This is a genomic window from Cytobacillus oceanisediminis (assembly GCF_022811925.1).
Lineage (GTDB): Bacteria > Bacillota > Bacilli > Bacillales > Cytobacillaceae > Cytobacillus > Cytobacillus oceanisediminis_D.
This window is the reverse complement of the sequence record NZ_CP065511.1, coordinates 4,855,259-4,875,228: the sequence shown is the minus strand read 5'-3', so window position 1 is coordinate 4,875,228 and position 19,970 is coordinate 4,855,259. Positions and strand designations below refer to the sequence as shown.

The following is a 19,970-nucleotide window of genomic DNA, read 5'->3' as shown; positions in this document are numbered from 1 at the left end:
GTGTTTCAATGATTATCATAGGCGTAACAGGCTGGGGCGACCATGATAGCCTATATACGGGCAATGTTTCACCTAGAGATAAGCTAAAAGAATATGCGGGCCATTTCCCGACTGTGGAGGTGGACTCTGCTTTTTATGCAGTTCAGCCACAGCGTAATTCCGCTAAATGGGTGAAAGACACCCCAGAAGGCTTTCATTTCATTGTAAAAGCCTATCAGGGCATGACCGGCCATCAGAGAGGCGAAATCCCTTTTGAGAGCAAAGAAGAAATGTTTGAAGCCTTTAAAGACTCATTGGAGCCTTATATCGAATCCGGCAAACTGGCTATGGTGCTGTTTCAATTTCCGCCATGGTTTGACTGCAAAAAAGCCAATGTCGACTATCTTCGCTGGTGCAAAGAGCAGATGGGGGATATCCCATGTGCCCTTGAGTTTAGGCATCAATCATGGTTTCGGCCGGAGTTTAAGGAAAGCACCTTAAGATTTATGAGAGAAGAAGGCTGGATTCATAGCATCTGCGACGAGCCGCAAGCCGGTGAGGGTTCTGTTCCAACTGTCCTGGAAACAACCAGTCCTGATAAGGTGCTTGTTCGGTTTCATGGCCGTAATTTTCATGGCTGGCAGAAAAAGAAGGGAGACAACTGGCGCGAGGTCCGCTATCTTTACCGCTATAACGAAAAAGAACTGGCTGAATGGGCAGAACATCTAAAACAGCTTGAAAAAAATTGTAAAAATGTATTCGTCGTCTTCAATAATAACTCTGGCGGTGACGCGGCAGACAACGCTAAACAAATGATCGGCCTGCTTGATATCGAATACCAGCAGCTCGCTCCCAGACAGCTTGATTTATTTTAAGCGGTGTCAGATGCCTGTGGCCTTGAAGTGGTACCTGGCACTTTCACCCTTTCCCTTGTCCGCACATATTGTGTAAGGGAAAAGGAAAGGAGTGGCGGCAAGTATGATTGAATTGAAACCGATTGATATAGATGGCCATAATTTTTTGAGTGTATCGGTGCAATTGCCGAAGACCAATCTGCTGGTTGTAACGAATGATAAAGGGTATATCATGTGCGGCGCCCTTGATGTAGCTTTGCTGAATGAGAAGCTTAAGGACCGCAAAGTAATCGCCGGCAGGGCGGTCGGCGTAAAAACCATAGAGCAGCTGTTAAATGCCCCCCTCGAATCTGTCACATATCAGGCAGAGGAACTGGGCATTGTTAAAGGGACGATTGGAAGAGAAGCACTTCTTAAAATGATCTAAAGGCATGCCTTAATAGGGCTGTCTTTTTTAATTAGTTCATATAAAGGGCTTCGTAGTACATAAATTTTTTTATCCGCACGTAAAAACAGGTTATCCGCATATAATTTTTTATCCGGAAGTAAAAACGGGTTATTCGCACATAAATTTTACTATTCGCACATAAAAAACGGCTATCCGCACAAAAATTTTTTTATCCGCATATAAAAAATGGCTTTCCGCACATAAAATACATAATTGAGGAATAAAGCACCCCGGAATGAAGACGAGCAACCTAAAGTTATCCTTAAAAACGGCATAAGAATCAATTTTCATAAAAAATTTGAGAACTTCCGCCAATGCCGGAATTTTGTCGTATAATGTAAATAAAACCAAATTATACCCGAAATATAAAGTAGCACTGAAAATAGGATATGGGAGATACATATGAGATTAGCAGCAACCAATACAATTGAGACTGGCAGCGTTTTGGCCAAGGCTATATATAATGACAAGGGTCAGGTCCTCTTGCATGAAGGTGTGGAGCTGGCTGATAAATTAATACACAAATTGCAGGAAATGGGTATTACTTATGTGTATATCAGGGATTGGCGCACTGAGGATATCCAATATAAGGACCCTCTGACTGCCAAAATGCGAACGAAGGCTATCGAAACCATAGAATCGGTTCTGAAGGAAGTAGAAGCAAATAAAGAATTAACAGGCTCTTTAGTGATTGAGAAAGCCTCTAAACGGCTATCAGGGCTAATTCGTCAGCTAATCGGTGAAATAAGGGGAAATAGGGAGCTGCTTACGATCCTATCAGATGTTTATACATATGACCACTATATTTTCACACACTCCCTGAATGTAACCCTTTATTCTCTGGCAATCGGGATGAAGCTTCAGCTCCTGCCAAAGGAACTTGAAATCCTGGGGCTAGGTGCTATTCTCCATGATGTAGGAAAAATGAAGGTGCCAGGAGATATTCTTCTGAAACCGGGTAAATTGACAGCGGAAGAATTTGAATCAATAAAGAAGCACCCTGAAGATGGATTTAATATATTAAGAAAAGTAGAGACGATTCCGCTCCTTGTTGCACATTGTGCCTTTCAGCATCATGAGCGTTTGAATGGTTCCGGCTACCCGCGCGGCCTTGAGGGAGACGAGATACATGATTTCGGCAAGATTATTGCGATTGCCGATGTGTTTGATGCAGTAACATCTAATCGCATTTACAGACAGGCCATGCTCCCGCATGAAGGTCTGGAGATTTTGTATGCAGGGGCAGAAAAGTTATTTGATAAGAGGCTAATCGAAGTTTTTCGACAGGCGGTCGCGGTATATCCTGTGGGTGTTACAGTCGAGCTGAATGATGGCAGGAAAGGCGTTGTCTGCCGGCAGAACGCGGGTTTGAGTGATAGGCCAGTCATTCGCATACTTGAAGAAAAGGGCAGGAATGTCGAGCCATATGAAGCCGATTTGCGGATTGAATTGAATTCTGTCATTATAGGCTGCGATACGACTTTTGTACAACAATAAACTATTTTGGATTTTTGAGCCTAGTTCCCTCCTTTACAGCATACATATAGCTTGTAAAGGGGGGATTTGTTTTGGCAAAATTTCGCGGCCGGCTGCCCCGGAAAGGTCCTCTGCCATTTCGTTATGTATTTCTATTGACCTTTATATTTTTCGTCATTTCAACTGCTGCCGGCCTATGGATTATCAACGAAGGGCTTAAGCCTACACTTATGAGCTATGCCGATTCACAGACAAGGAAAATCGCATCATTGGTGATAAACAATGCGATTAATAAAAAAATTACCAATGTGATGGATTTGGAAGATATGTTTGAAGCAAGTGAAAGCGGTGTTGTCAGCATCAATGTGGAAAAGCTGAACAGGGTCAAAGCGGAAGTAACCGAACTGGTTCAGGATAATATTAAGAAAGCGGAGAAGGGCGATTTAGATGCGTTGGAGTCCTTTACAGACGTGGAAATCAACACGGAACAAATGCAGCATACAAATGGAATTGTTTATTACGTGCCGCTTGGCCAGGCAACCAATAATGCGCTTCTCGGAAACCTGGGTCCCCGGATACCGGTGAAATTTAATGCAGTGGGCTCTGTTACCTCCAATTTTATAACTGAAACAAAGGATCACGGCATTAATAATGTTGAAGTAAAGGTACTGGTCCGTCTGGATGTGCAGGTTCAAATCATTATTCCTTTTGCCACCAAAATTATCACTGTACAGGAGGATGTACTTGCCGCTTATGGCATCTACCCGGGAAAGGTCCCGCAATTTTACAATGGCGGAGGGGGCACCTCGCCTTCCATAGAAATACCGGCCGGCCAATAACACTTGCAAATAGATTAGTATTTTGATAAAATTTCAATATAATTTCATAAAAACCTTATCATATCCGATGGGGTAGAGGCGCAAGATTCAAGAGTATGCTGTGCGAGGATGACAACTAAGACCGCAGCCGAAAGGGAATGTTGCCGAAGTATGATTAGTGAGTCAGAACTAATCTTGCTGGGGTTACTTCGAATAGGAGTAACACTGTCATTATGAGGGGAAAGTATGAATATACTTTGTCAAAGCCTTCATAATGGGGAGCTACAGATCGTGATGGAGAAACTAATTACTTCAAAAGAGTAATGATAGATTTTTCTCTATCGTTACTCTTTTTTTATTTTGACTCTGTCATCATCCTTGTTGTTCCCCTACGAAAAGCTACAGGCGCCCGCTTATCGGCGCCTGTAGCTGGACACCAATCAAATTTCAGAGGAGGACAAGTAATGGCAAACACGATTTTTTCCCTGCTGCCGCCTTTGGTAGCAATCGCCATGGTTATCCTGACTAGGCGTGTATTGCTGTCATTGGGAGTGGGGATCGTAACAGCCGCACTATTGCTGGCTGAATTCAGCATCACAGAAACATTCAGCATCATTTGGGATGCTGTAAAAGGAATTTTTGTTTCAGACGGAGAGCTGAACACCTGGAATGTATATATTATTCTATTCTTGCTTGTATTAGGAGTTATTACTGCATTTATATCTATTTCAGGCGGTAGCCGTGCATTTGGAGAATGGGCGATGAAGCGGGTCAAGACCCGTGCAGGCGCACAGATTGTCGGAGCTGTTTTAGGTATTATCATATTCATTGACGACTATTTCAATGCTCTGGCTGTCGGCCAGATTTCACGTCCGATTACAGACCGCCAGCGTGTATCCCGTGCGAAACTTGCATATTTGATTGATTCGACTTCAGCACCTGTTTGTGTGGTTTCACCAGTATCAAGCTGGGGAGCATACATTATTGCGCTGATTGGAACTATCCTTGCTGCCCATAATGTTACCGAGTATTCAGCTTTCTCGGCATTTATTCAAATGATTCCAATGAATCTTTATGTATGGGCTACCCTCGCTATTGTGTTTATTGTTGCATTAAGAGGCCTGGAAATTGGGCCAATGAAGGTCCATGAGAAGCGGGCAGTTGAAGAGGGTCTAGTAATGGATCCTGAGAAGCCGGCGCCTGGTGAACTGAAGGATGACCTTCCTACAAGTTCAAAAGGATCGGTCGGAGATCTTGTGTGGCCGATTATAGCACTTGTCATAGGTACCGTGGGCTCGATGTTTTGGACGGGTTCACAGGCGGTTGAAGGAAGTGCGACTATTTTACAAATATTTGAAAACACAGATGTCTCAAAATCACTTATCCTTGGAGGACTAGTGGGTCTATTGGTATCATTGGGATTATTCTTCCGACAGGCCTTTGCTTTGAAAGGTGTTAACCCAAATGTTTTTGGCAAAGGGGTATGGGAAGGCATTAAATCCATGCTTCCAGCTGTTTATATCTTGCTGTTTGCCTGGGCGATTGTTGATTTGATCGGCCGTCTGGAAACTGGAAAGTATTTAGCAGGTCTTGTGGAAAGCTCAAATATGAGCACATCTTGGCTTCCGCTTTTACTTTTCGTCATAGCGGGAATTATGGCATTCAGTACTGGAACTTCATGGGGATCTTTCGGCATCCTGCTTCCGATTGCAGGAGACATTGCTGCTGCAACAGATATCACCCTGTTATTGCCGGCTATGTCAGCTGTCCTTGCCGGTGCGGTTTTCGGAGATCATTGTTCGCCGATTTCCGATACAACGATTCTTTCCTCAACCGGGGCAGGATGTAATCATATGGACCATGTGATGACTCAGCTTCCATATGCCTTGATTTCAGCGGGAATCGCTGCTGTTGGTTATTTAATCATCGGTTTTACTGGCAGCACTGCAATCGCATTACTTACGGTGGCTGTTCTTGTAGCGGCATTTGCTTTCCTTGGCCGTGGCAAAAAAGAAGCATGGCAGGAAAATAGGGCTAGTTAAAAAACTATAGAAAAAAGGCTTTCTCTTTGAGAAGGCCTTTTTTGGTGTTCATCCATCATTATTAAAGAGGTCCCCCTGAAGGGACCCTTTTAATTATAGGTTGTCATTATTTCTTCTATTAAGAGAACGATTTAAGTCTTCATCGTCAGTAACGTATTCACAGCCGCCTTCAAGATGCACTTCTTCTTTCTTGAGGTTTTCTTTAACCTGCTGCGTTTCCTGAACTTCCCGTTTGCCTACGACAATCTCTTCGGTGACAACAGGCTTTTTGGAGACTTCCACACGCTCTTCTGTAATTGGGATCCTGATTGTTTCCTCATCTGATATAGGTGAGGTGTTTACGCCAGTTGGATCATCCACTTTTCTTCTTTCTACATACACTTCTTCATGCTCAACTGGTACATTAATTGCTTTTTGTTCTTCCACAACGTCTTTATGGATTTCAACTTCTCCGGCTTGAACGCGTTCTTTTGACACATCCAGCTGTTCTTCCCGAAGTTTTAATGATTGTTCCTCTTCTTCAGCTGGATTTCTCTGCTGGCTATATCCCCCAGTGTAAGTGCTGTCCACTCTGGCTTCAACAGTTCCGGCATTGGTAAAGCCTGTTGCAGTATCAATTCTATCGCTGTATAAAATGATTTTTCCCTCGTTCACATAAGTTTCATACGTGCGTGCTTCATCATCTGACATGCCCAGTTCCCTGAATTTTTCACCTGCAGAGTCGCTGCTCATGCGATCATCATCAAACCATGATGCCAGACTATTTAAGAATCCTGCGCTCTCACTGCTGTCTCTATCTTTAGTCTCGAAGGTCTCTGTATGAACACCGGTTTTATCTTCAAGAGACGTATCCAGGTGTTCTGTCTGCGCAATGATGGATAGATCTTGAACAGGATATCCGTCATTTTGCAGTTCTTGAATGGCATTTACTACTTCCCTTTGTGAATTATAAACTCCGATAATATTGGCATCCATTTGTAAAACCTCCTCTGTAGTGCTTTATGCTAAATTTGGTAATGGTTAAGCACACTGGTTATATTCCCTGGACCAGGATGCCGAAACAAGGGTAATTTTGGCATCTCATCAATTTAATTTAGAATTTTCTGAATAAATAATGAAAGTTTTTGGCTTTAGGGAATAAATTTTACTAAGGGGGGTGAGGACAAAGAATACTTGATCAGCTTTGTTGAAATAACTCTTGGTCGAGTGGAATTCAAATGGAAATTAAAATAGGGATATATTAATTTTCTTAGTTGCTTTACTCTGGCAGTGTGCTAAAAAGAATTATTTAGAAAAATATTATTATTCCCAAAATAATGTTTTGACAGAATATCAAAAACTAGCTATACTAGGCTTAGTTAGATTTAATTATCTGAAAATATAAAAAGTTCCAATTGTTCTTTTTAATTGGGATAATTTACAGGGGGTAGGAATTACTATGGATAATCGTCCGCAGTGGGGATCCAGAGCTGGTTTTATAATGGCAGCTGTGGGTTCTGCAATTGGTCTAGGAAACATTTGGCGTTTCCCGGCAGTTGCTTATGAAAATGGAGGGGGAGCATTCTTTTTTCCATATTTGTTTGCTCTGCTGACAGCAGGTATACCGCTTCTGATTATGGAATTTACAATTGGCCATAAGTATCGCGGTTCAGCACCATTGTCTTATGCTAGATTAAGTAAAAAGTACGAATGGTTAGGCTGGTGGCAGGTAGCCATCTCATTTGTGATTTCAACATATTATGCAGTTATTATCGCATGGGCAATGTCTTTCGCAGGCTTCTCATTTAATCTCAAATGGGGTGACGATCCAAACGGCTTCCTCTTTGGAGAATATTTAAAGCTTGCCGAAACACCTGGAGAAGTAGGCGGGATTGTGCCGGGGGTATTTATTCCGTTAGTTATCGTTTGGGCAGTAACACTTGGAATCCTGTTCAAGGGAATTAAAAAAGGTATCGAAATCGCGAACAAAATCTTTATTCCTGTCCTTGTAGTTTTATTCTTAATTATTGTTGTTCGCGCATTGACACTCGATGGGGCTATTGCAGGTTTGGATGCATTCTTTAAGCCAAACTGGGAGATGATAGCAGATCCTAAAGTCTGGGTAGCTGCATATGGCCAGATCTTCTTTAGTTTATCAATTGGATTTGCCATCATGGTAACTTATTCAAGCTACCTTCCAAAGAAAACGGATTTGACAAATAGTGCTTTCATTACAGGTTTTGCAAACTCTGGATTTGAACTTCTTGCAGGGATCGGGGTTTTTGCCGCATTAGGATTCATGGCTGCACAGCAGGGTGTAGGAATTAATGAAGTTGTATCATCCGGTGTAGGATTAGCATTCGTGGTATTCCCGCAAATCATTAACGAATTCCCTGCTTTAAATGGGTTATTCGGTTCTTTCTTCTTTATCTGTTTAACACTGGCGGGCTTAACATCGCTAATTTCAATTGTTGAAACATTTGTTGCCGGAGTACAGGATAAGTTTAATGTATCACGTAATAAAGCTGTTCTTGTTGGCGGCGGTTTATCTGCTGTTATTTCCATCCTCTTTGCGACACAGGGCGGATTATACTTCCTTGATGCAGCGGACTACTTCATCAACCAATTTGGTGTTGCCTTAGCAGGACTAGTACAGGTTGTTATTGTAGGCTGGGTGCTAAAGGAGCTCAAGAATCTTCAGAATCATGCCGATTCTGTGTCTGATATTATGCTGGGTGCCTGGTGGAAAATATGCTTGACAGCTATTACGCCGATCGTGCTTGGGTATATGATGGTTCAAAACATTATTACGAATATTAGAGAAAATTATGAAGGGTATCCTACTAGCTTCCTTCTCTATTCCGGATGGGGAGTAGCAATTGGAGCCATTATCTTAGGCTTTGTGTTTATGGCTATTAAAAAGAACGATACACAAACTAAGCTTACAATACCAGCTGATAAGGAGGTATCTCAATAATGTCTGGAAGTGCAATTACAATGATGGTGGTTGGGATGCTCATTATTTGGGGCGGTCTTGCAGCAAGTATCCTGAATGCCGTGTCTAAAGCTAAAAAAGCTAAATAAATAATGAAGGACTGCCTGGTTAAAAAGGCAGTCCTTCATTTTTGTTTATTTTCTTCTGGCTTTTATGCGATCCTGTCTTTCCCATAGTCTTAAATGGGGATAAGGATCATAGGACCACTCAGTATAGCCATTGTCTTTGTATATGCCATAATGGAGATGTGGAGGGAATTTGCCTGATGTACCCGGAGGCCCATATCCGGAGCTTCCTACTCCTCCTATCAACATGCCAGGTTCAACGATTTGACCAACCCTGAGGTCCTTTGCAAACCCGCTTAAGTGGGCAAAATAATGGTAGTTGTTATTAATATCACGGATGCCGATTCTCCATCCTCCATATTTGTTCCAGCCTTTCATTTCCACTATTCCATAGGATGTAGCCCGGACGGGCACCCCGTAATCAGCGAAAATATCGGTTCCCTCGTGAATCCTTCTTCCGCCCCATCCTCTTGCGTCACCCCAGGTGTTTCTGTAGCTGTAATTGCTCCTCAAAGGGACAGGGAAGGCGTGATCATCAAGATCAAGGCGGCCGAACTGCTTATAAACCTGGGCTTTGCCGATAATGATGCCGACAGCTTTATCCCGCTTATAATAGTTCCACAATCCAATTTTTAAATTATCATGGTCTGTACCATAGGAGAGAAGGAAATTGGCAAAGGAATGAAGAACATCTTCATCACTTTTCAAGCTGGCTTTTCCGTCCCCGTCTCCGTCCATTCCTATTCCGTTGAAAAATTGAATTGATGTAGGACTCTCATCGGATGGATCTGGATTCAAAATCCCCGCCCACTCTTCAGGTTTGAAATAGATGCCTGTAATGCCTTCTGCTTTGGGAATATCCCTTCTGGACTGCCGGACATTCCGTTCATACTGATCAATCCCCGCAAGGTAATACCAGGGGATGTTCGTAACAGCTTCAACTTTTTTATATAAGGTCATTCTTTGTTTATATACATCAGCTTGATTTTCTTGGGCGCTGACTGTGCATAAGGAAATCAGAAAAAACGATAAGGCCGCAGCTGCGGTAAATAATATCCGCACGGAAATCCTCCCTTCTTTTATGGTCTGCTTATTTAGTTTGTGAGGAATGGATAATTTAATAAATATCAATTAATGGTAATACCAGAATCTTCGGCTTGTCCTCTTCAATTCATTATGATAAAGTGGCATCAGGTGAAGCCTAATCAGCTTAGTCGGAATTTGCTTATGACTGGCTTTTTTAATAGGCAAGAATGTATTAATTCTGAAGTCGGATAACTGTCTAGCTCCAGCGCCTACCCCCTCGAGGTCACAAGCTTGTCTAGTTGCGGCTCCTAGGGACTCGGGGTCATAAGCCGTTTCCTTTCAGAAGGAAAAATGCCTTCTTACAGGGACCGTCTTATGCCTTTCGTCCCTGGGCAGTCGCCTCCACATTTCAGGCAATCCTCCCAAAAAGGCAAAGAACGCCTTTCCGTGAGGCTCGTCTTGTGCTTGTCGGGGGTGGGCAAGGCGCTTGCGCCTTTCTTTACGTCTAGCTTCAGTTTAAGGAGTGGGAAAATGAGCAAAAAAGAGGAGTACTTGCGCAAGCCGGAATGGCTGAAAATAAAGTTAAACACGAATGAAAATTATACTGGTCTTAAAAAAATGATGAGGGAAAAGAATCTGCATACTGTTTGTGAAGAGGCTAAGTGCCCCAACATTCATGAGTGCTGGGCAGTAAGAAGAACTGCTACGTTCATGATTCTTGGGGATGTTTGTACGCGTGCCTGCCGTTTTTGTGCAGTCAAAACGGGCCTGCCAACTGAATTGGATCTTCAGGAGCCGGAACGCGTGGCAGATTCCGTAGCGCTAATGAACTTAAAGCATGCAGTGGTAACAGCTGTAGCAAGAGATGACTTAAAGGACGGCGGTGCTGCTGTTTTCGCAGAAACGGTCCGTGCCATCAGAAGAAAAAGCCCGTTCACTACGATTGAAGTATTGCCTTCAGACATGGGCGGTGTGTATGATAACCTGAAAATGCTTATGGATGCCCGACCTGATATTCTTAACCACAACATCGAAACAGTTGAGCGCCTGACTCCAAGAGTAAGAGCGCGTGCAAAATATAAGCGCTCTCTTGAATTTTTAAAGCGTGCAAAAGAGATGCAGCCAGATATTCCTACAAAATCCAGCTTGATGATCGGGCTTGGCGAAACAAAAGAGGAAATAATTGCGGTAATGGATGATCTGCGTGCTCATGATGTTGATATTATGACAATAGGGCAGTATCTGCAGCCATCCAAGAAACATCTTAAGGTTTTGAAATACTATTCACCTGAAGAATTCCAGGAGCTGAAGGACATTGCAATGAGCAAAGGATTCAGCCATTGTGAAGCAGGCCCGCTTGTCCGCTCTTCCTATCATGCTGATGAGCAGGTAAATGCCGCATCTAAGCAAAAGCAGCTTATGGGAGAAAAGGAAATTCAGGAAGCATAAGATGAAAAAAAGAGTTCAGCGCCATCGCTGGACTCTTTTTTCATACTGCTGAATGATTAACGGTTCCCTGCTTTCTTGACGTTTTCCCCGAGATCATCTTTATCCATATCATCGTTTCTTTCGCCTTGCATTTCACCGTTTTCATTTTCACTTTCACTCATTCTTTCTCCTTGAGGAGATTTAAGCATTTGTTTAATTAATTGGTTGATGCCATTTTCAGCATTTCGGCCATCGGAATCAACCGTTGCATAGTTTTCAACATTTTTTCTTAAGGATGTATCATCACTTACATAGACATGATACCATCTTGGAACAACAGACATGGCCATCTTTTTAACCTGATCAGCTGTCTGATTGCGATTTTCGGTGTCAGTGTTATATACGATCAGGACTTCTTCGTCTGTAACAAGTGTGGAGATATCATCCACATTCGGCACTTCAGTGCAATATTTCCCAATAATATCTGCCACCTGTTCACGGTCAATAGCAGCATAATGGTCCGCTGAAACGTTGTCTCCCATGATTGGGCTTTTTTGATGGCGGACATATCCAAAGTCTTCGCTGACATTGTTTCGGCCATTTCGGCCGTTGCCCATATCTCTATTATACAAATCGGCACGCTGGTCATTTACATTTATTGTGTTACCGGTTTCTTCATAAATATCTTCTTTTGCGGCATTGTTTTGACAGGCAGTCAGTGCAGCCACGCCGCTAATGCCAAGAATAATTAGTGATTTTTTCACTATAGACACCTCCTCATCTATAGAATTGCCACGGCTGAATTTTTTTCTCTTAGTAATTGATGGGGAATCAGTTATAATTTAATTAGGACAATTCATTGGTTTGTTTTCATATCCTGTTATTTCCAATATAATACTGGTACATATGCTCTTAAGAAGAGGTGAAAAAATGGTTTGCATTAATAATGTTTGTTATGAATTAATTCAGGAAGAACGGAATGGTTTCAATGAGGAAGCATTTCGGGGGAGATATAGCGAAATTTTATCCAGATATGACTATATTGTTGGGGACTGGGGATATGGACAGCTTCGTCTCCGCGGTTTTTTCGATGATCAGAACCAGAAGGCTTCATTTGATACAAAAATCAGCACACTTACAGAATATCTTTATGAATTCTGTAATTTCGGATGTGCCTATTTTGTTGTGAAAAAAGTGAAAAGCTAAAAAGGGCTGGGTGAAACCCTGCCCTTTTTTGAAAAACTGTCTGGCTCCAGCGCCTGCCCCCTTGAATGTGCTTGCGCTTTTTTTAAGTCTCTGTATATGGCGGTTCTTCGTTTTTATCAGGGTCATCATGCGGCGGGTGCGCCCCTGGCATTTGCCGCGGCAAGTTTTGGTGAAGGGACTTAAACTCATAATTGAAGGCACTGTAATAGCGCTGGCCCTCTCGCCATGGGGTGCTTTTGTTCTCTACCGGCTCATCCGCATTTCTGGGAGAGCCATAGGCACCTTCAGGCAAGTCCTCGGGAATAAGGAAATTCCTTTGCGTTTCCACATTTGAGAAATCGGTGTATGTGCGTCTTTCTTTATCGTCCATGCTATCACTCCTTAGGAAGTTATATGCAGCAGGGTCTTTAAAGAAGAAAAAGGAGAACCCACCAAAATAGGTTCCCCCTTAGTATCTGTTTATTATCGTATATTAAACGATTTCCATCAGAAATGACTTAAGCTCCTCTGCATCTTCCTCAGAAAGCTGAAATACATGTTCAAGATAGCCTTCTTCCTTTAAATCATCTTCTCCAATAATGGCAAATCGGCTTCCCTGGATATCAAGGACCAATTGTTTGCCGTAATAGCGATCGGAACGAACAATAGCCAAATCGAATCGCTGGTTTTCTCCCATAAAGCTGACAAATCTGGTTTTTGTATCTTCGAGATCATCATATAAGAAAAAGCGTTCTGCCAAATATAACACTCCTTAGTTGTTTTATATACCGATTATAGCATGTCCTTGTTAAGTTTATGTTCGAAGGGGATGATTCTTTTTTCTCTTTTCACCCTTGATTGGCTGAATATATATTTTTTTCTATTGAAGGAAAAAAAACTAAATTCAAAATATTGCGATACAATAGCTGGTAGGGTAGCATAGTAATAAAGGCTTATAGGCAATTTAAAAATAAAGTTGGCACCTGAGAGGAATGAAAGGTATGGTCCACCATTTCTTAAAAAGATTTAAGCCGATTGGAAATTGGGGCAAACTTATGCTTCCTTTAAATAAGATAAAGTATTTCCCTCCCCAATTCATTATTCGTGACCCGGTTGCAGAAGGAGTAAATCTGGCGCTGAAACAAGGTTTTGAAGTGGCCGTAGCTGTTTTTAATTTTAAAAATTGGCAAAACCTGTCCGAACAGCTGGGTGAGCTTTCTTTCAGACAGTTTATAAAATACATCAAGAAAATATTTTTGGCTGTCATTCAGCGGGAACTTGAAGATAATCAAATTATTATCGTGCATGATCATTATAGCGATGGCCTTGCCTTGATATTGAATGTGGACCATAGCAGGGATTGTGTGACAGAAATTGATCAAACACTGAAAAAAATTGTCAGGGAAGCTGAAAAATACATACATAATGATACACCACATATAAAGCCGATTATTGATGCGGGATATATGTTTGTTGAAAAGAAGTATTATTCGTCTGTTCAGGAAGCAGTTTACAAAGCCCATCAGCATGCACTCGCAATGGCCGAAAAAAGGGTCAGATCCGAGTTTAATGAAATGATGTACAAAATAAATAAGATTGTAGCTAAAAAGGATATCAGAATGCTGGCGCAGCCAATTATTAATGTGGCTACAGGCGAGGTAAAGGCATGGGAAATGCTCACAAGAGGTCCGAGCGGCACTTCCCTGGAAAGCCCTCTACAGCTTTTTACCATTGCGCGGCAGACGGGCAGCCTTTATGATCTGGAGCTTATCGTACTTGAAAAAACACTTGAACAGATAACCAAGACAGGCTGCACCCAGGATATATTTATTAACTTCACCCCGATTACAATAGGGAATGAAAGGTTTGTCAGGGATGTAAAGAAAATGCTCACCGGCTATAAAAATATTCCCCCTGAGCAGATCACACTTGAAATTACTGAACGTGATCCCATTGAAGGTATTGAAAACTTTATATACAATATAAAGGTATTAAGAACATTAGGATTTCGGGTGGCTGTGGATGACACCGGTGCAGGTTATGCCAGTTTAAATTCCATAAGTGAGATTATGCCGGATATTATAAAAATCGACCGTTCCGTCATTAAAGGCATTGATACGAACAGGGTAAAAGAATCCATGCTGAAGGGTCTTCTTTTAGTGGCGAAAGAAGCTGGTTCACTGGTGGTTGCCGAGGGAATTGAAAGTGAAGGGGAGGCATCGGTTCTCTCCAGAAACAATGTCGATTTAGCTCAGGGATATTTCTACGCTCGGCCGGATACTTTAACCAAGAGCCTGAAATCTTCATAGGAGGAAGGAAGCATTATGTATTTCGTAGACAGGGAAAAGATCGAAGACACACTTAGTTATCTGGAACAGCAAATCTCCCTTTTTGAAGAAGTGAAAGAGTGGACATCCCCTATTGAAAAGGCAGCCTTGGAACGGATTGCCCAAATTATGATCGAAGCTATCCTTGATACTGGAAATACGATGATAGACGGCTTTATCATGAGGGATCCAGGCAGCTACGATGATATCGTGGATATTCTTGATGACGAAAAGGTTATCAGCAAAGAAATGAGCGAAAGCTTTAAACAATTCATTACATATCGTAAAATGCTCGTCCAAAATTACACAGACGTCAATCATGAGGGGCTAAAAACAGCTATAAGCATTCATATGCCCATGATTAAAGAGTTTCCGGGCCGGGTCAGGGAGTATTTAATCAATGAACTGGGACCGGTTTCTGCTTTTAAACCTCAATAAAGATCGGAGAAATCCGATCTTTTTCTCTGTATAGGAAACTATAAAATGGAACTGTATGAATAACTCTGTGGAAAGGTTGTCTGCATCTAGCTCCAGCGCCTAGCCGCTCGGGTCATAAGCCAAATCACTCCAGAAATCAGGACAAGGAACGCTTCGTCAGCGATTCATCGCCCGACCAAAGCTTGCTTTGGGAGGTTTCCTGCGTGATTCGTCTTATGCCTGTCGGACTTGCACAGGATGTGCTGGCTTAAACGTTCGCCACAGGACGTGGCGGTTTTTAGTTGGAGTTCATCTGATCAAGGCGCTTCCGCTTTTGTTCCTAGGGAGCATATTAGGCTAGAATAAAGAGAAGGGCGGTGAATGTCATGCATGTTGGAGAAAACTCAACAAAAGAAGTGATCTTGAGGTTAATCAAAACAGCAGGAAAACTTTCCATACTGGAAATGGCCAAAGAGCTGGGAATTTCAGAAATGGCCGTCAGAAAGCATATTCAGGCTCTCGAAAAAGATGGCTATATTACGTCTGCAATCCAGAGGCAAACAAAAGGGCGCCCTTCAAAGCTTTATCAGCTAACGGCAAAAGGAGAAGATCTGTTTCCGAAAAAATACAAGCAGCTAAGTGTTGAATTATTAACAGAATTAAAAAACATGGGGCAGGGCCATTTAATTACAGAGTTGTTTTCCAGAAGAAAAAACCGTCTCGTACAGCAGTATGAGATTCAGACAGCCGGGAAATCTTTTTCAGAAAAGCTTCAAGTTCTTGAGGACCTCCTCCTGCTTGAAGGGTTTATGCCGGAAGTGCGAATAGAGGATGGCCAAGTCCATCTCAAAGAGTTTAATTGCCCATATATTGAAACAGCAGAAGAATTTAAACAAATCTGCAGGTCTGAAAAAGAGTTTATCAAAGATTTTCTTTCTGCTGATAATGTTGATATCAAATCCTGTATGGCAGCCGGTGATGGATGCTGTCATTATATAATAAAGCAAGATTAAGCGAGGGCTCCTGTTCAAGGAGTTTTTTTGCGGGAATTACCACATTATTAAATCCCTGCAATCATGAAAAATTGCACAATTCACCACGTTCCTTTAAGATAGCTTTTATGGGTGATAGCCAAGTTGAAAAGCAAAACTTATAGGGAAACTAATAAAAGCATAGATCATTTGGGAGTGATGGCTGTGAAAAAATATAAAGGTTACTTAATCGATTTAGATGGCACCATGTATCGAGGAACAGAGCTGATCAGTGAGGCAGCTGATTTTGTCAATAAGCTTCGGGAACTGGATCTGCCATATTTGTTTGTGACGAATAATTCGTCCAGAACACCAGCCCAGGTGGCGGATAAGCTTGTGAAGTTTGGCATCCCTGCCGAAGAGGGTCAGGTTTTTACAACGAGCATGGCCACTGCCAACTACATATATGAACAGCAAAAAGATGCTTCTGTATATGTGATTGGAGAAGAAGGAATACGGGAAGCGCTGGCTGAAAAGGGGCTAAGCTTTGCTGAGGAGCATGCGGACTACGTTGTGGTGGGGATTGACCGCTCGATTAACTATGAAAAGCTATCCATCGCCTGTCTGGCTGTCCGGAATGGAGCAGCATTCATTTCCACAAATGGAGACATTGCCATTCCAACAGAAAGAGGGCTGCTTCCGGGTAATGGGTCACTAACCTCTGTCATCACTGTATCGACACAAACACTGCCTGTATTTATCGGAAAGCCGGAATCGATTATCATGGAGCAGGCTTTAAAGGTGCTGGGAACAGCTAAGGAAGAAACCCTGATGGTTGGGGATAACTATGATACTGATATTTTAGCAGGAATGAATGCCGGTATGGATACCTTGCTTGTCCATACGGGTGTAACAACGAAAGAGTTATTGAAGGGGTATGAGAAAAAGCCTGAGTTTGTGCTAGAGTCATTAGCGGATTGGGACTTTAAGTAGAAAAAGGATGGAGAATAGCTCTCCATCCTTTTCTATTCCACATTTTCGGCACTATGTGCCAGTCTGCTCGAAGCGGCTGCAGCGATAGCTCCTACAATATCATCGAGAAAGGTATGGCATCTTCCTGAACTCTTATCGTTCAGATCCTTCAGAATGCCAGGCTTCAATTTATCGATATATCCAAAATTGGTAAATCCGATGGAACCATATACGTTTACAATGGATAAGGCCAATACTTCATCCGCTCCGTATAAACCTTCATCTGTAGCGATAATAGACTGCAGCGGCTCTAAGAGCTTCTTTTCCTCGGCCAGCATATCAAGCTGAATGCCTGTTAAAATGGCGTTTTGGACTTCTCTTTTTGATAAAACACGCTCAACATTATAAATGCAATCTTTCATCTGTAAATTGGGGTGATATTTCTCTTGGAGGAAGAACACTAAATCAGCTATATCCTGAATTTCTACTCCTCTTTCATGGAGCCATTTACGTGCTGTCTGCTCTGTAACGTTAACTACTTTTTTTTCTTCACTCATTGGCTTCACCTTTTCTGGTTATTAAATAATTGCGGAAAAGTCCAGACCCAGCGTAAGGTCCTGTGTTATGCACTTTTAGATTCTTTTCACTATGTATATACCCTTTTTTTATCAAATATGCCCGCTGCCGCTGAAACGGAAAAATTTCATTTCCTATATCATTTCCATGGTACACAGTCTTATCCAAGAAAACAACAAGTTTTAAAGTCTTCTATCATATATATCCCATAAGGATCTCTCCAAAATGAGGTGGTATAATGTTTAGAACACTTTTGAAAGAACAATTTGGCATAGAAGCAGAGGATACGATGAGAATCGGAAAATATGATGCGTGCCGAAAACAGGGACAGCTCTATTTGCTTGTGCCTGCGGGGCATACAGATGAAGAAGAACTCGAAGAACTGGACCAAATGGCTGAACACCTTTCCAATAACGGGGATAGGAACATAAGCACTTTTTTGAAGACGAAGGAAGGCAAACAGTCAATTGATTGGAACGATAGCCGCTTTTGCATTCTTGTTAATCGGCATACACTGAGCAGAAAACAAAATCAGTTTGGGCGAAAGCTGGCAAAGTTCCATTACAGAGGCAGGAGCATTTCTTTTCCAGTGAAAAAAACGAGCAGAATCGGGCAGTGGAAACAGCTTTGGGAACAGCGGCTGGACCAAATGGAAAAGGTGTGGAATGAGATGCTTTTCCAAAAACCTGAAAATGATTTTGAGAGAATGTTTTTAGAGTCGTTTCCATACTATATGGGGCTGGCTGAAAATTCGATTCAATATCTTGTGGATACAGAGCTTGATGACGAACCCGAAATGGCAGACAGCGGAACCGTTTGTCATATAAGACTAACATCGGCCACCTGGGGAGACAGTTATTATATGAAAAATCCATTTGACTGGGTATTTGACCATTCATCCAGAGATTTGGCGGAATGGACGAGAGAAAAATACTTCCATAATATCAAAACGTATCAGCCGGATCTCCGCCAATTTTTATCGGAATATCAAAGTGTAGTGCCATTATCCTCCTTCTCATGGCGGCTATACTACGCCCGTCTATTATTTCCTCTCCATTATTTTGAAACAGTAGAAAATTATTATGGCGCAGATTCTGAACAGCAGAAGCTAGTGCTTCAGGAGCGCCTGCAGAAGTATCTCTGGCAATCTGATGACCATGAGCGTTTTCTGGGCGGTTTTTTCGAATTTGCCGAGGTTCCCATCAAAAAACTCCGGATTCCTCTGGTGAATTGGATTAAGAGCTGAAAAAAGGCAGGGAAATACCTCTTTATTGGCGAAAGGAACATAAGCTTGAGAATGTAAAGAGGGGATATATTAATGAAACCATACGTATTTATCAGCAGGAAGCTGCCTGAAGATGTTATTGCCATTTTAAAAGAAAAGTACACAGTTGAAATGTGGGATCGGGAAGATGTGCCGGTTCCTTACGATGTATTCTTACAAGAGGCGGGAAAAGCAGATGCCCTTTTAACTATGCTATCAGAGACGGTGAATGAGGAAGTTCTGAAAGCAGGAGGGAAGCTGAAAATCATAGCCAATATGGCTGTCGGCCATGATAATGTGGATGTTGAGACAGCAAAAAGGCTCGGAATCACGGTGACCAATACGCCAGAGGTATTAAATGATTCAACTGCCGACCTGACGTTTGCACTTGTGCTCGCTGCTGCCCGCAGAATGGTGGAGGCTGCTGAGTTTGTGAAGAAAGGCAATTGGAAGAGCTGGAGTCCGCTGCTTTTGGCAGGTCAGGATGTGCATCATAAAACAATCGGTATTGTAGGGATGGGGAATATCGGGAAAACAGTTGCAAAGCGTGCAGCTGGATTTGATATGGAGATTTTATATCACAACCGCTCGAGGAAGCCGGATGCGGAACAGGAACTGGGAGCCCAATATGTCAGCTTTGATGAATTGCTCGAACGCTCAGATTTCGTTGTCTGCCTGACGCCTTTGACAGAAGAAACAAGAAATTTATTTAACCGAAATGCATTCCAGAAGATGAAAGACAATGCTGTTTTTGTGAATGCCTCCAGAGGACCGGTTGTAAATGAACAGGATTTATATGAAGCATTGAATGCAGGAGAGATTGCTGCTGCAGGATTGGATGTTTTTGCGGAGGAGCCAATTGGTGCAGACCACCCGCTGTTGGAGCTGAAAAATGTGGTGGCTATGCCCCATATCGGAAGTGCCAGCATAGAAACGCGCTATGCCATGATGCAGCTGTGTGTGGAAAACATTGATCTTGTCCTTTCAGAAAAGAAACCGAAGACACCGGTCAAATAGAAGTGATAAAGGCACCCCAAAGCAGGGTGCCTTTATTGATAGATAAAAAAAAATTAAAAAATAAAAGCGCAATAAAACAGTATGTTAAGCGCTTCCACATATTGTTTTCGGAAAATTGCCTATTGTAAAAA

21 protein-coding genes and 1 riboswitch are annotated in these 19,970 nt (G+C 42.3%); of the genes, 15 read left to right on the top strand and 6 right to left on the bottom strand.

The genetic code is table 11. The features are described 5' to 3' along the window. The first annotated feature begins 8 nt into the window (after positions 1-8). From IRB79_RS24520 to IRB79_RS24500, 5 genes are all read left to right on the top strand, one after another. The gene (locus tag IRB79_RS24520; protein ID WP_243505757.1) at positions 9-854 is read left to right on the top strand and encodes a DUF72 domain-containing protein; all 846 of its coding nucleotides are present in this window, start codon (positions 9-11) and stop codon (positions 852-854) included. A gap of 103 nt (positions 855-957) precedes the next feature. Then, a complete protein-coding gene (locus IRB79_RS24515; RefSeq protein ID WP_243505756.1) occupies positions 958-1,260 on the top strand; it encodes a YunC family protein in 303 nt (100 codons plus the stop codon). 423 nt (positions 1,261-1,683) lie between these two features. Next, positions 1,684-2,778, top strand: coding sequence for an HD-GYP domain-containing protein (locus IRB79_RS24510; protein ID WP_243505754.1), 1,095 nt, complete (start codon positions 1,684-1,686; stop codon positions 2,776-2,778). Positions 2,779-2,849: 71 nt separating this feature from the next. Then, the gene (gene yunB / locus IRB79_RS24505; RefSeq protein ID WP_243505753.1) at positions 2,850-3,596 is read left to right on the top strand and encodes a sporulation protein YunB; all 747 of its coding nucleotides are present in this window, start codon (positions 2,850-2,852) and stop codon (positions 3,594-3,596) included. Positions 3,597-3,661: 65 nt separating this feature from the next. Then, positions 3,662-3,868: riboswitch (Lysine riboswitch) on the top strand. A gap of 171 nt (positions 3,869-4,039) precedes the next feature. Next, positions 4,040-5,617, top strand: a complete 1,578-nt coding sequence (locus IRB79_RS24500) for a Na+/H+ antiporter NhaC family protein (RefSeq protein ID WP_243505749.1) — start codon at positions 4,040-4,042, stop codon at positions 5,615-5,617. Positions 5,618-5,710: 93 nt separating this feature from the next. Here IRB79_RS24500 and IRB79_RS24495 read toward each other — a convergent pair whose 3' ends face one another. Next, positions 5,711-6,592 carry a YsnF/AvaK domain-containing protein gene (locus tag IRB79_RS24495; protein WP_243505747.1) on the bottom strand — a complete coding sequence of 294 codons (882 nt, stop codon included), beginning with the start codon at positions 6,590-6,592 and terminating at the stop codon, positions 5,711-5,713. A 463-nt stretch (positions 6,593-7,055) separates the two neighbouring features. On the opposite strand from IRB79_RS24495, the gene IRB79_RS24490 reads away from it, so the two are divergent. Together IRB79_RS24490 and IRB79_RS24485 are read left to right on the top strand one after the other, a co-directional pair. Continuing rightward, positions 7,056-8,573, top strand: coding sequence for a sodium-dependent transporter (locus IRB79_RS24490; RefSeq protein WP_243505746.1), 1,518 nt, complete (start codon positions 7,056-7,058; stop codon positions 8,571-8,573). Further along, the gene (locus tag IRB79_RS24485) at positions 8,573-8,680 is read left to right on the top strand and encodes a methionine/alanine import family NSS transporter small subunit (RefSeq protein WP_243505745.1); all 108 of its coding nucleotides are present in this window, start codon (positions 8,573-8,575) and stop codon (positions 8,678-8,680) included. The genes IRB79_RS24490 and IRB79_RS24485 overlap by 1 nt, the downstream gene beginning before the upstream one ends. A gap of 45 nt (positions 8,681-8,725) precedes the next feature. Here the strand turns inward: IRB79_RS24485 and IRB79_RS24480 are convergent, their stop codons facing one another. Further along, positions 8,726-9,718 carry a M23 family metallopeptidase gene (locus tag IRB79_RS24480; RefSeq protein ID WP_275721338.1) on the bottom strand — a complete coding sequence of 331 codons (993 nt, stop codon included), beginning with the start codon at positions 9,716-9,718 and terminating at the stop codon, positions 8,726-8,728. Between the two features lie 495 nt (positions 9,719-10,213). On the opposite strand from IRB79_RS24480, the gene lipA reads away from it, so the two are divergent. Further along, positions 10,214-11,131, top strand: a complete 918-nt coding sequence (gene lipA, locus IRB79_RS24475) for a lipoyl synthase (protein WP_009331718.1) — start codon at positions 10,214-10,216, stop codon at positions 11,129-11,131. A gap of 56 nt (positions 11,132-11,187) precedes the next feature. Here lipA and IRB79_RS24470 read toward each other — a convergent pair whose 3' ends face one another. Then, positions 11,188-11,874, bottom strand: coding sequence for a YhcN/YlaJ family sporulation lipoprotein (locus IRB79_RS24470; RefSeq protein WP_243505743.1), 687 nt, complete (start codon positions 11,872-11,874; stop codon positions 11,188-11,190). Between the two features lie 166 nt (positions 11,875-12,040). Between IRB79_RS24470 and IRB79_RS24465 the strand changes: the two genes are divergently transcribed. Beyond that, on the top strand, positions 12,041-12,316 hold the full coding sequence (locus tag IRB79_RS24465; protein ID WP_206840310.1) for a YutD family protein: 276 nt from the start codon (positions 12,041-12,043) through the stop codon (positions 12,314-12,316). A gap of 82 nt (positions 12,317-12,398) precedes the next feature. On the opposite strand, the gene IRB79_RS24460 is transcribed toward IRB79_RS24465, so the two are convergent. Next, positions 12,399-12,686 (bottom strand): cytosolic protein, encoded by a 288-nt coding sequence (locus IRB79_RS24460; protein ID WP_113883627.1) that lies wholly within the window; start codon positions 12,684-12,686, stop codon positions 12,399-12,401. A 102-nt stretch (positions 12,687-12,788) separates the two neighbouring features. After that, positions 12,789-13,055, bottom strand: a complete 267-nt coding sequence (locus IRB79_RS24455; protein WP_206840312.1) for a DUF3055 domain-containing protein — start codon at positions 13,053-13,055, stop codon at positions 12,789-12,791. A gap of 295 nt (positions 13,056-13,350) precedes the next feature. Between IRB79_RS24455 and IRB79_RS24450 the strand changes: the two genes are divergently transcribed. The 4 genes from IRB79_RS24450 to IRB79_RS24435 all read left to right on the top strand — a co-directional run bounded on the left by IRB79_RS24450 (position 13,351) and on the right by IRB79_RS24435 (position 17,003). Continuing rightward, positions 13,351-14,604 (top strand): EAL domain-containing protein, encoded by a 1,254-nt coding sequence (locus IRB79_RS24450; RefSeq protein ID WP_243505742.1) that lies wholly within the window; start codon positions 13,351-13,353, stop codon positions 14,602-14,604. A 15-nt stretch (positions 14,605-14,619) separates the two neighbouring features. Continuing rightward, positions 14,620-15,060 (top strand): DUF86 domain-containing protein, encoded by a 441-nt coding sequence (locus IRB79_RS24445; protein ID WP_243505739.1) that lies wholly within the window; start codon positions 14,620-14,622, stop codon positions 15,058-15,060. 365 nt (positions 15,061-15,425) lie between these two features. After that, entirely contained in the window at positions 15,426-16,052 is a 627-nt protein-coding gene (locus IRB79_RS24440; RefSeq protein ID WP_243505737.1) for a helix-turn-helix transcriptional regulator, read from the top strand. A 183-nt stretch (positions 16,053-16,235) separates the two neighbouring features. Beyond that, entirely contained in the window at positions 16,236-17,003 is a 768-nt protein-coding gene (locus IRB79_RS24435; protein ID WP_243505735.1) for a TIGR01457 family HAD-type hydrolase, read from the top strand. A 32-nt stretch (positions 17,004-17,035) separates the two neighbouring features. On the opposite strand, the gene IRB79_RS24430 is transcribed toward IRB79_RS24435, so the two are convergent. After that, positions 17,036-17,539 carry a phosphatidylglycerophosphatase A family protein gene (locus tag IRB79_RS24430; protein WP_243505733.1) on the bottom strand — a complete coding sequence of 168 codons (504 nt, stop codon included), beginning with the start codon at positions 17,537-17,539 and terminating at the stop codon, positions 17,036-17,038. 257 nt (positions 17,540-17,796) lie between these two features. On the opposite strand from IRB79_RS24430, the gene yutH reads away from it, so the two are divergent. Together yutH and IRB79_RS24420 are read left to right on the top strand one after the other, a co-directional pair. After that, positions 17,797-18,804 carry a spore coat putative kinase YutH gene (gene yutH / locus IRB79_RS24425; protein WP_243505732.1) on the top strand — a complete coding sequence of 336 codons (1,008 nt, stop codon included), beginning with the start codon at positions 17,797-17,799 and terminating at the stop codon, positions 18,802-18,804. Positions 18,805-18,876: 72 nt separating this feature from the next. Beyond that, positions 18,877-19,839 (top strand): 2-hydroxyacid dehydrogenase, encoded by a 963-nt coding sequence (locus tag IRB79_RS24420; RefSeq protein ID WP_243505731.1) that lies wholly within the window; start codon positions 18,877-18,879, stop codon positions 19,837-19,839. Positions 19,840-19,970 lie beyond the last annotated feature (131 nt).

Bases quoted from the DNA above. Each gene is read 5' to 3' on its own strand.
- IRB79_RS24520 (WP_243505757.1), top strand. From the start codon at position 9: ATGATTATCATAGGCGTAACAGGCTGGGGCGACCATGATAGCCTATAT.
- IRB79_RS24515 (WP_243505756.1), top strand. From the start codon at position 958: ATGATTGAATTGAAACCGATTGATATAGATGGCCATAATTTTTTGAGT.
- IRB79_RS24510 (WP_243505754.1), top strand. From the start codon at position 1,684: ATGAGATTAGCAGCAACCAATACAATTGAGACTGGCAGCGTTTTGGCC.
- IRB79_RS24500 (WP_243505749.1), top strand. From the start codon at position 4,040: ATGGCAAACACGATTTTTTCCCTGCTGCCGCCTTTGGTAGCAATCGCC.
- IRB79_RS24495 (WP_243505747.1), bottom strand. From the start codon at position 6,592: ATGGATGCCAATATTATCGGAGTTTATAATTCACAAAGGGAAGTAGTA.
- IRB79_RS24490 (WP_243505746.1), top strand. From the start codon at position 7,056: ATGGATAATCGTCCGCAGTGGGGATCCAGAGCTGGTTTTATAATGGCA.
- IRB79_RS24485 (WP_243505745.1), top strand. From the start codon at position 8,573: ATGTCTGGAAGTGCAATTACAATGATGGTGGTTGGGATGCTCATTATT.
- lipA (WP_009331718.1), top strand. From the start codon at position 10,214: ATGAGCAAAAAAGAGGAGTACTTGCGCAAGCCGGAATGGCTGAAAATA.
- IRB79_RS24465 (WP_206840310.1), top strand. From the start codon at position 12,041: ATGGTTTGCATTAATAATGTTTGTTATGAATTAATTCAGGAAGAACGG.
- IRB79_RS24460 (WP_113883627.1), bottom strand. From the start codon at position 12,686: ATGGACGATAAAGAAAGACGCACATACACCGATTTCTCAAATGTGGAA.
- IRB79_RS24450 (WP_243505742.1), top strand. From the start codon at position 13,351: ATGCTTCCTTTAAATAAGATAAAGTATTTCCCTCCCCAATTCATTATT.
- IRB79_RS24445 (WP_243505739.1), top strand. From the start codon at position 14,620: ATGTATTTCGTAGACAGGGAAAAGATCGAAGACACACTTAGTTATCTG.
- IRB79_RS24440 (WP_243505737.1), top strand. From the start codon at position 15,426: ATGCATGTTGGAGAAAACTCAACAAAAGAAGTGATCTTGAGGTTAATC.
- IRB79_RS24430 (WP_243505733.1), bottom strand. From the start codon at position 17,539: ATGAGTGAAGAAAAAAAAGTAGTTAACGTTACAGAGCAGACAGCACGT.
- yutH (WP_243505732.1), top strand. From the start codon at position 17,797: ATGTTTAGAACACTTTTGAAAGAACAATTTGGCATAGAAGCAGAGGAT.
- IRB79_RS24420 (WP_243505731.1), top strand. From the start codon at position 18,877: ATGAAACCATACGTATTTATCAGCAGGAAGCTGCCTGAAGATGTTATT.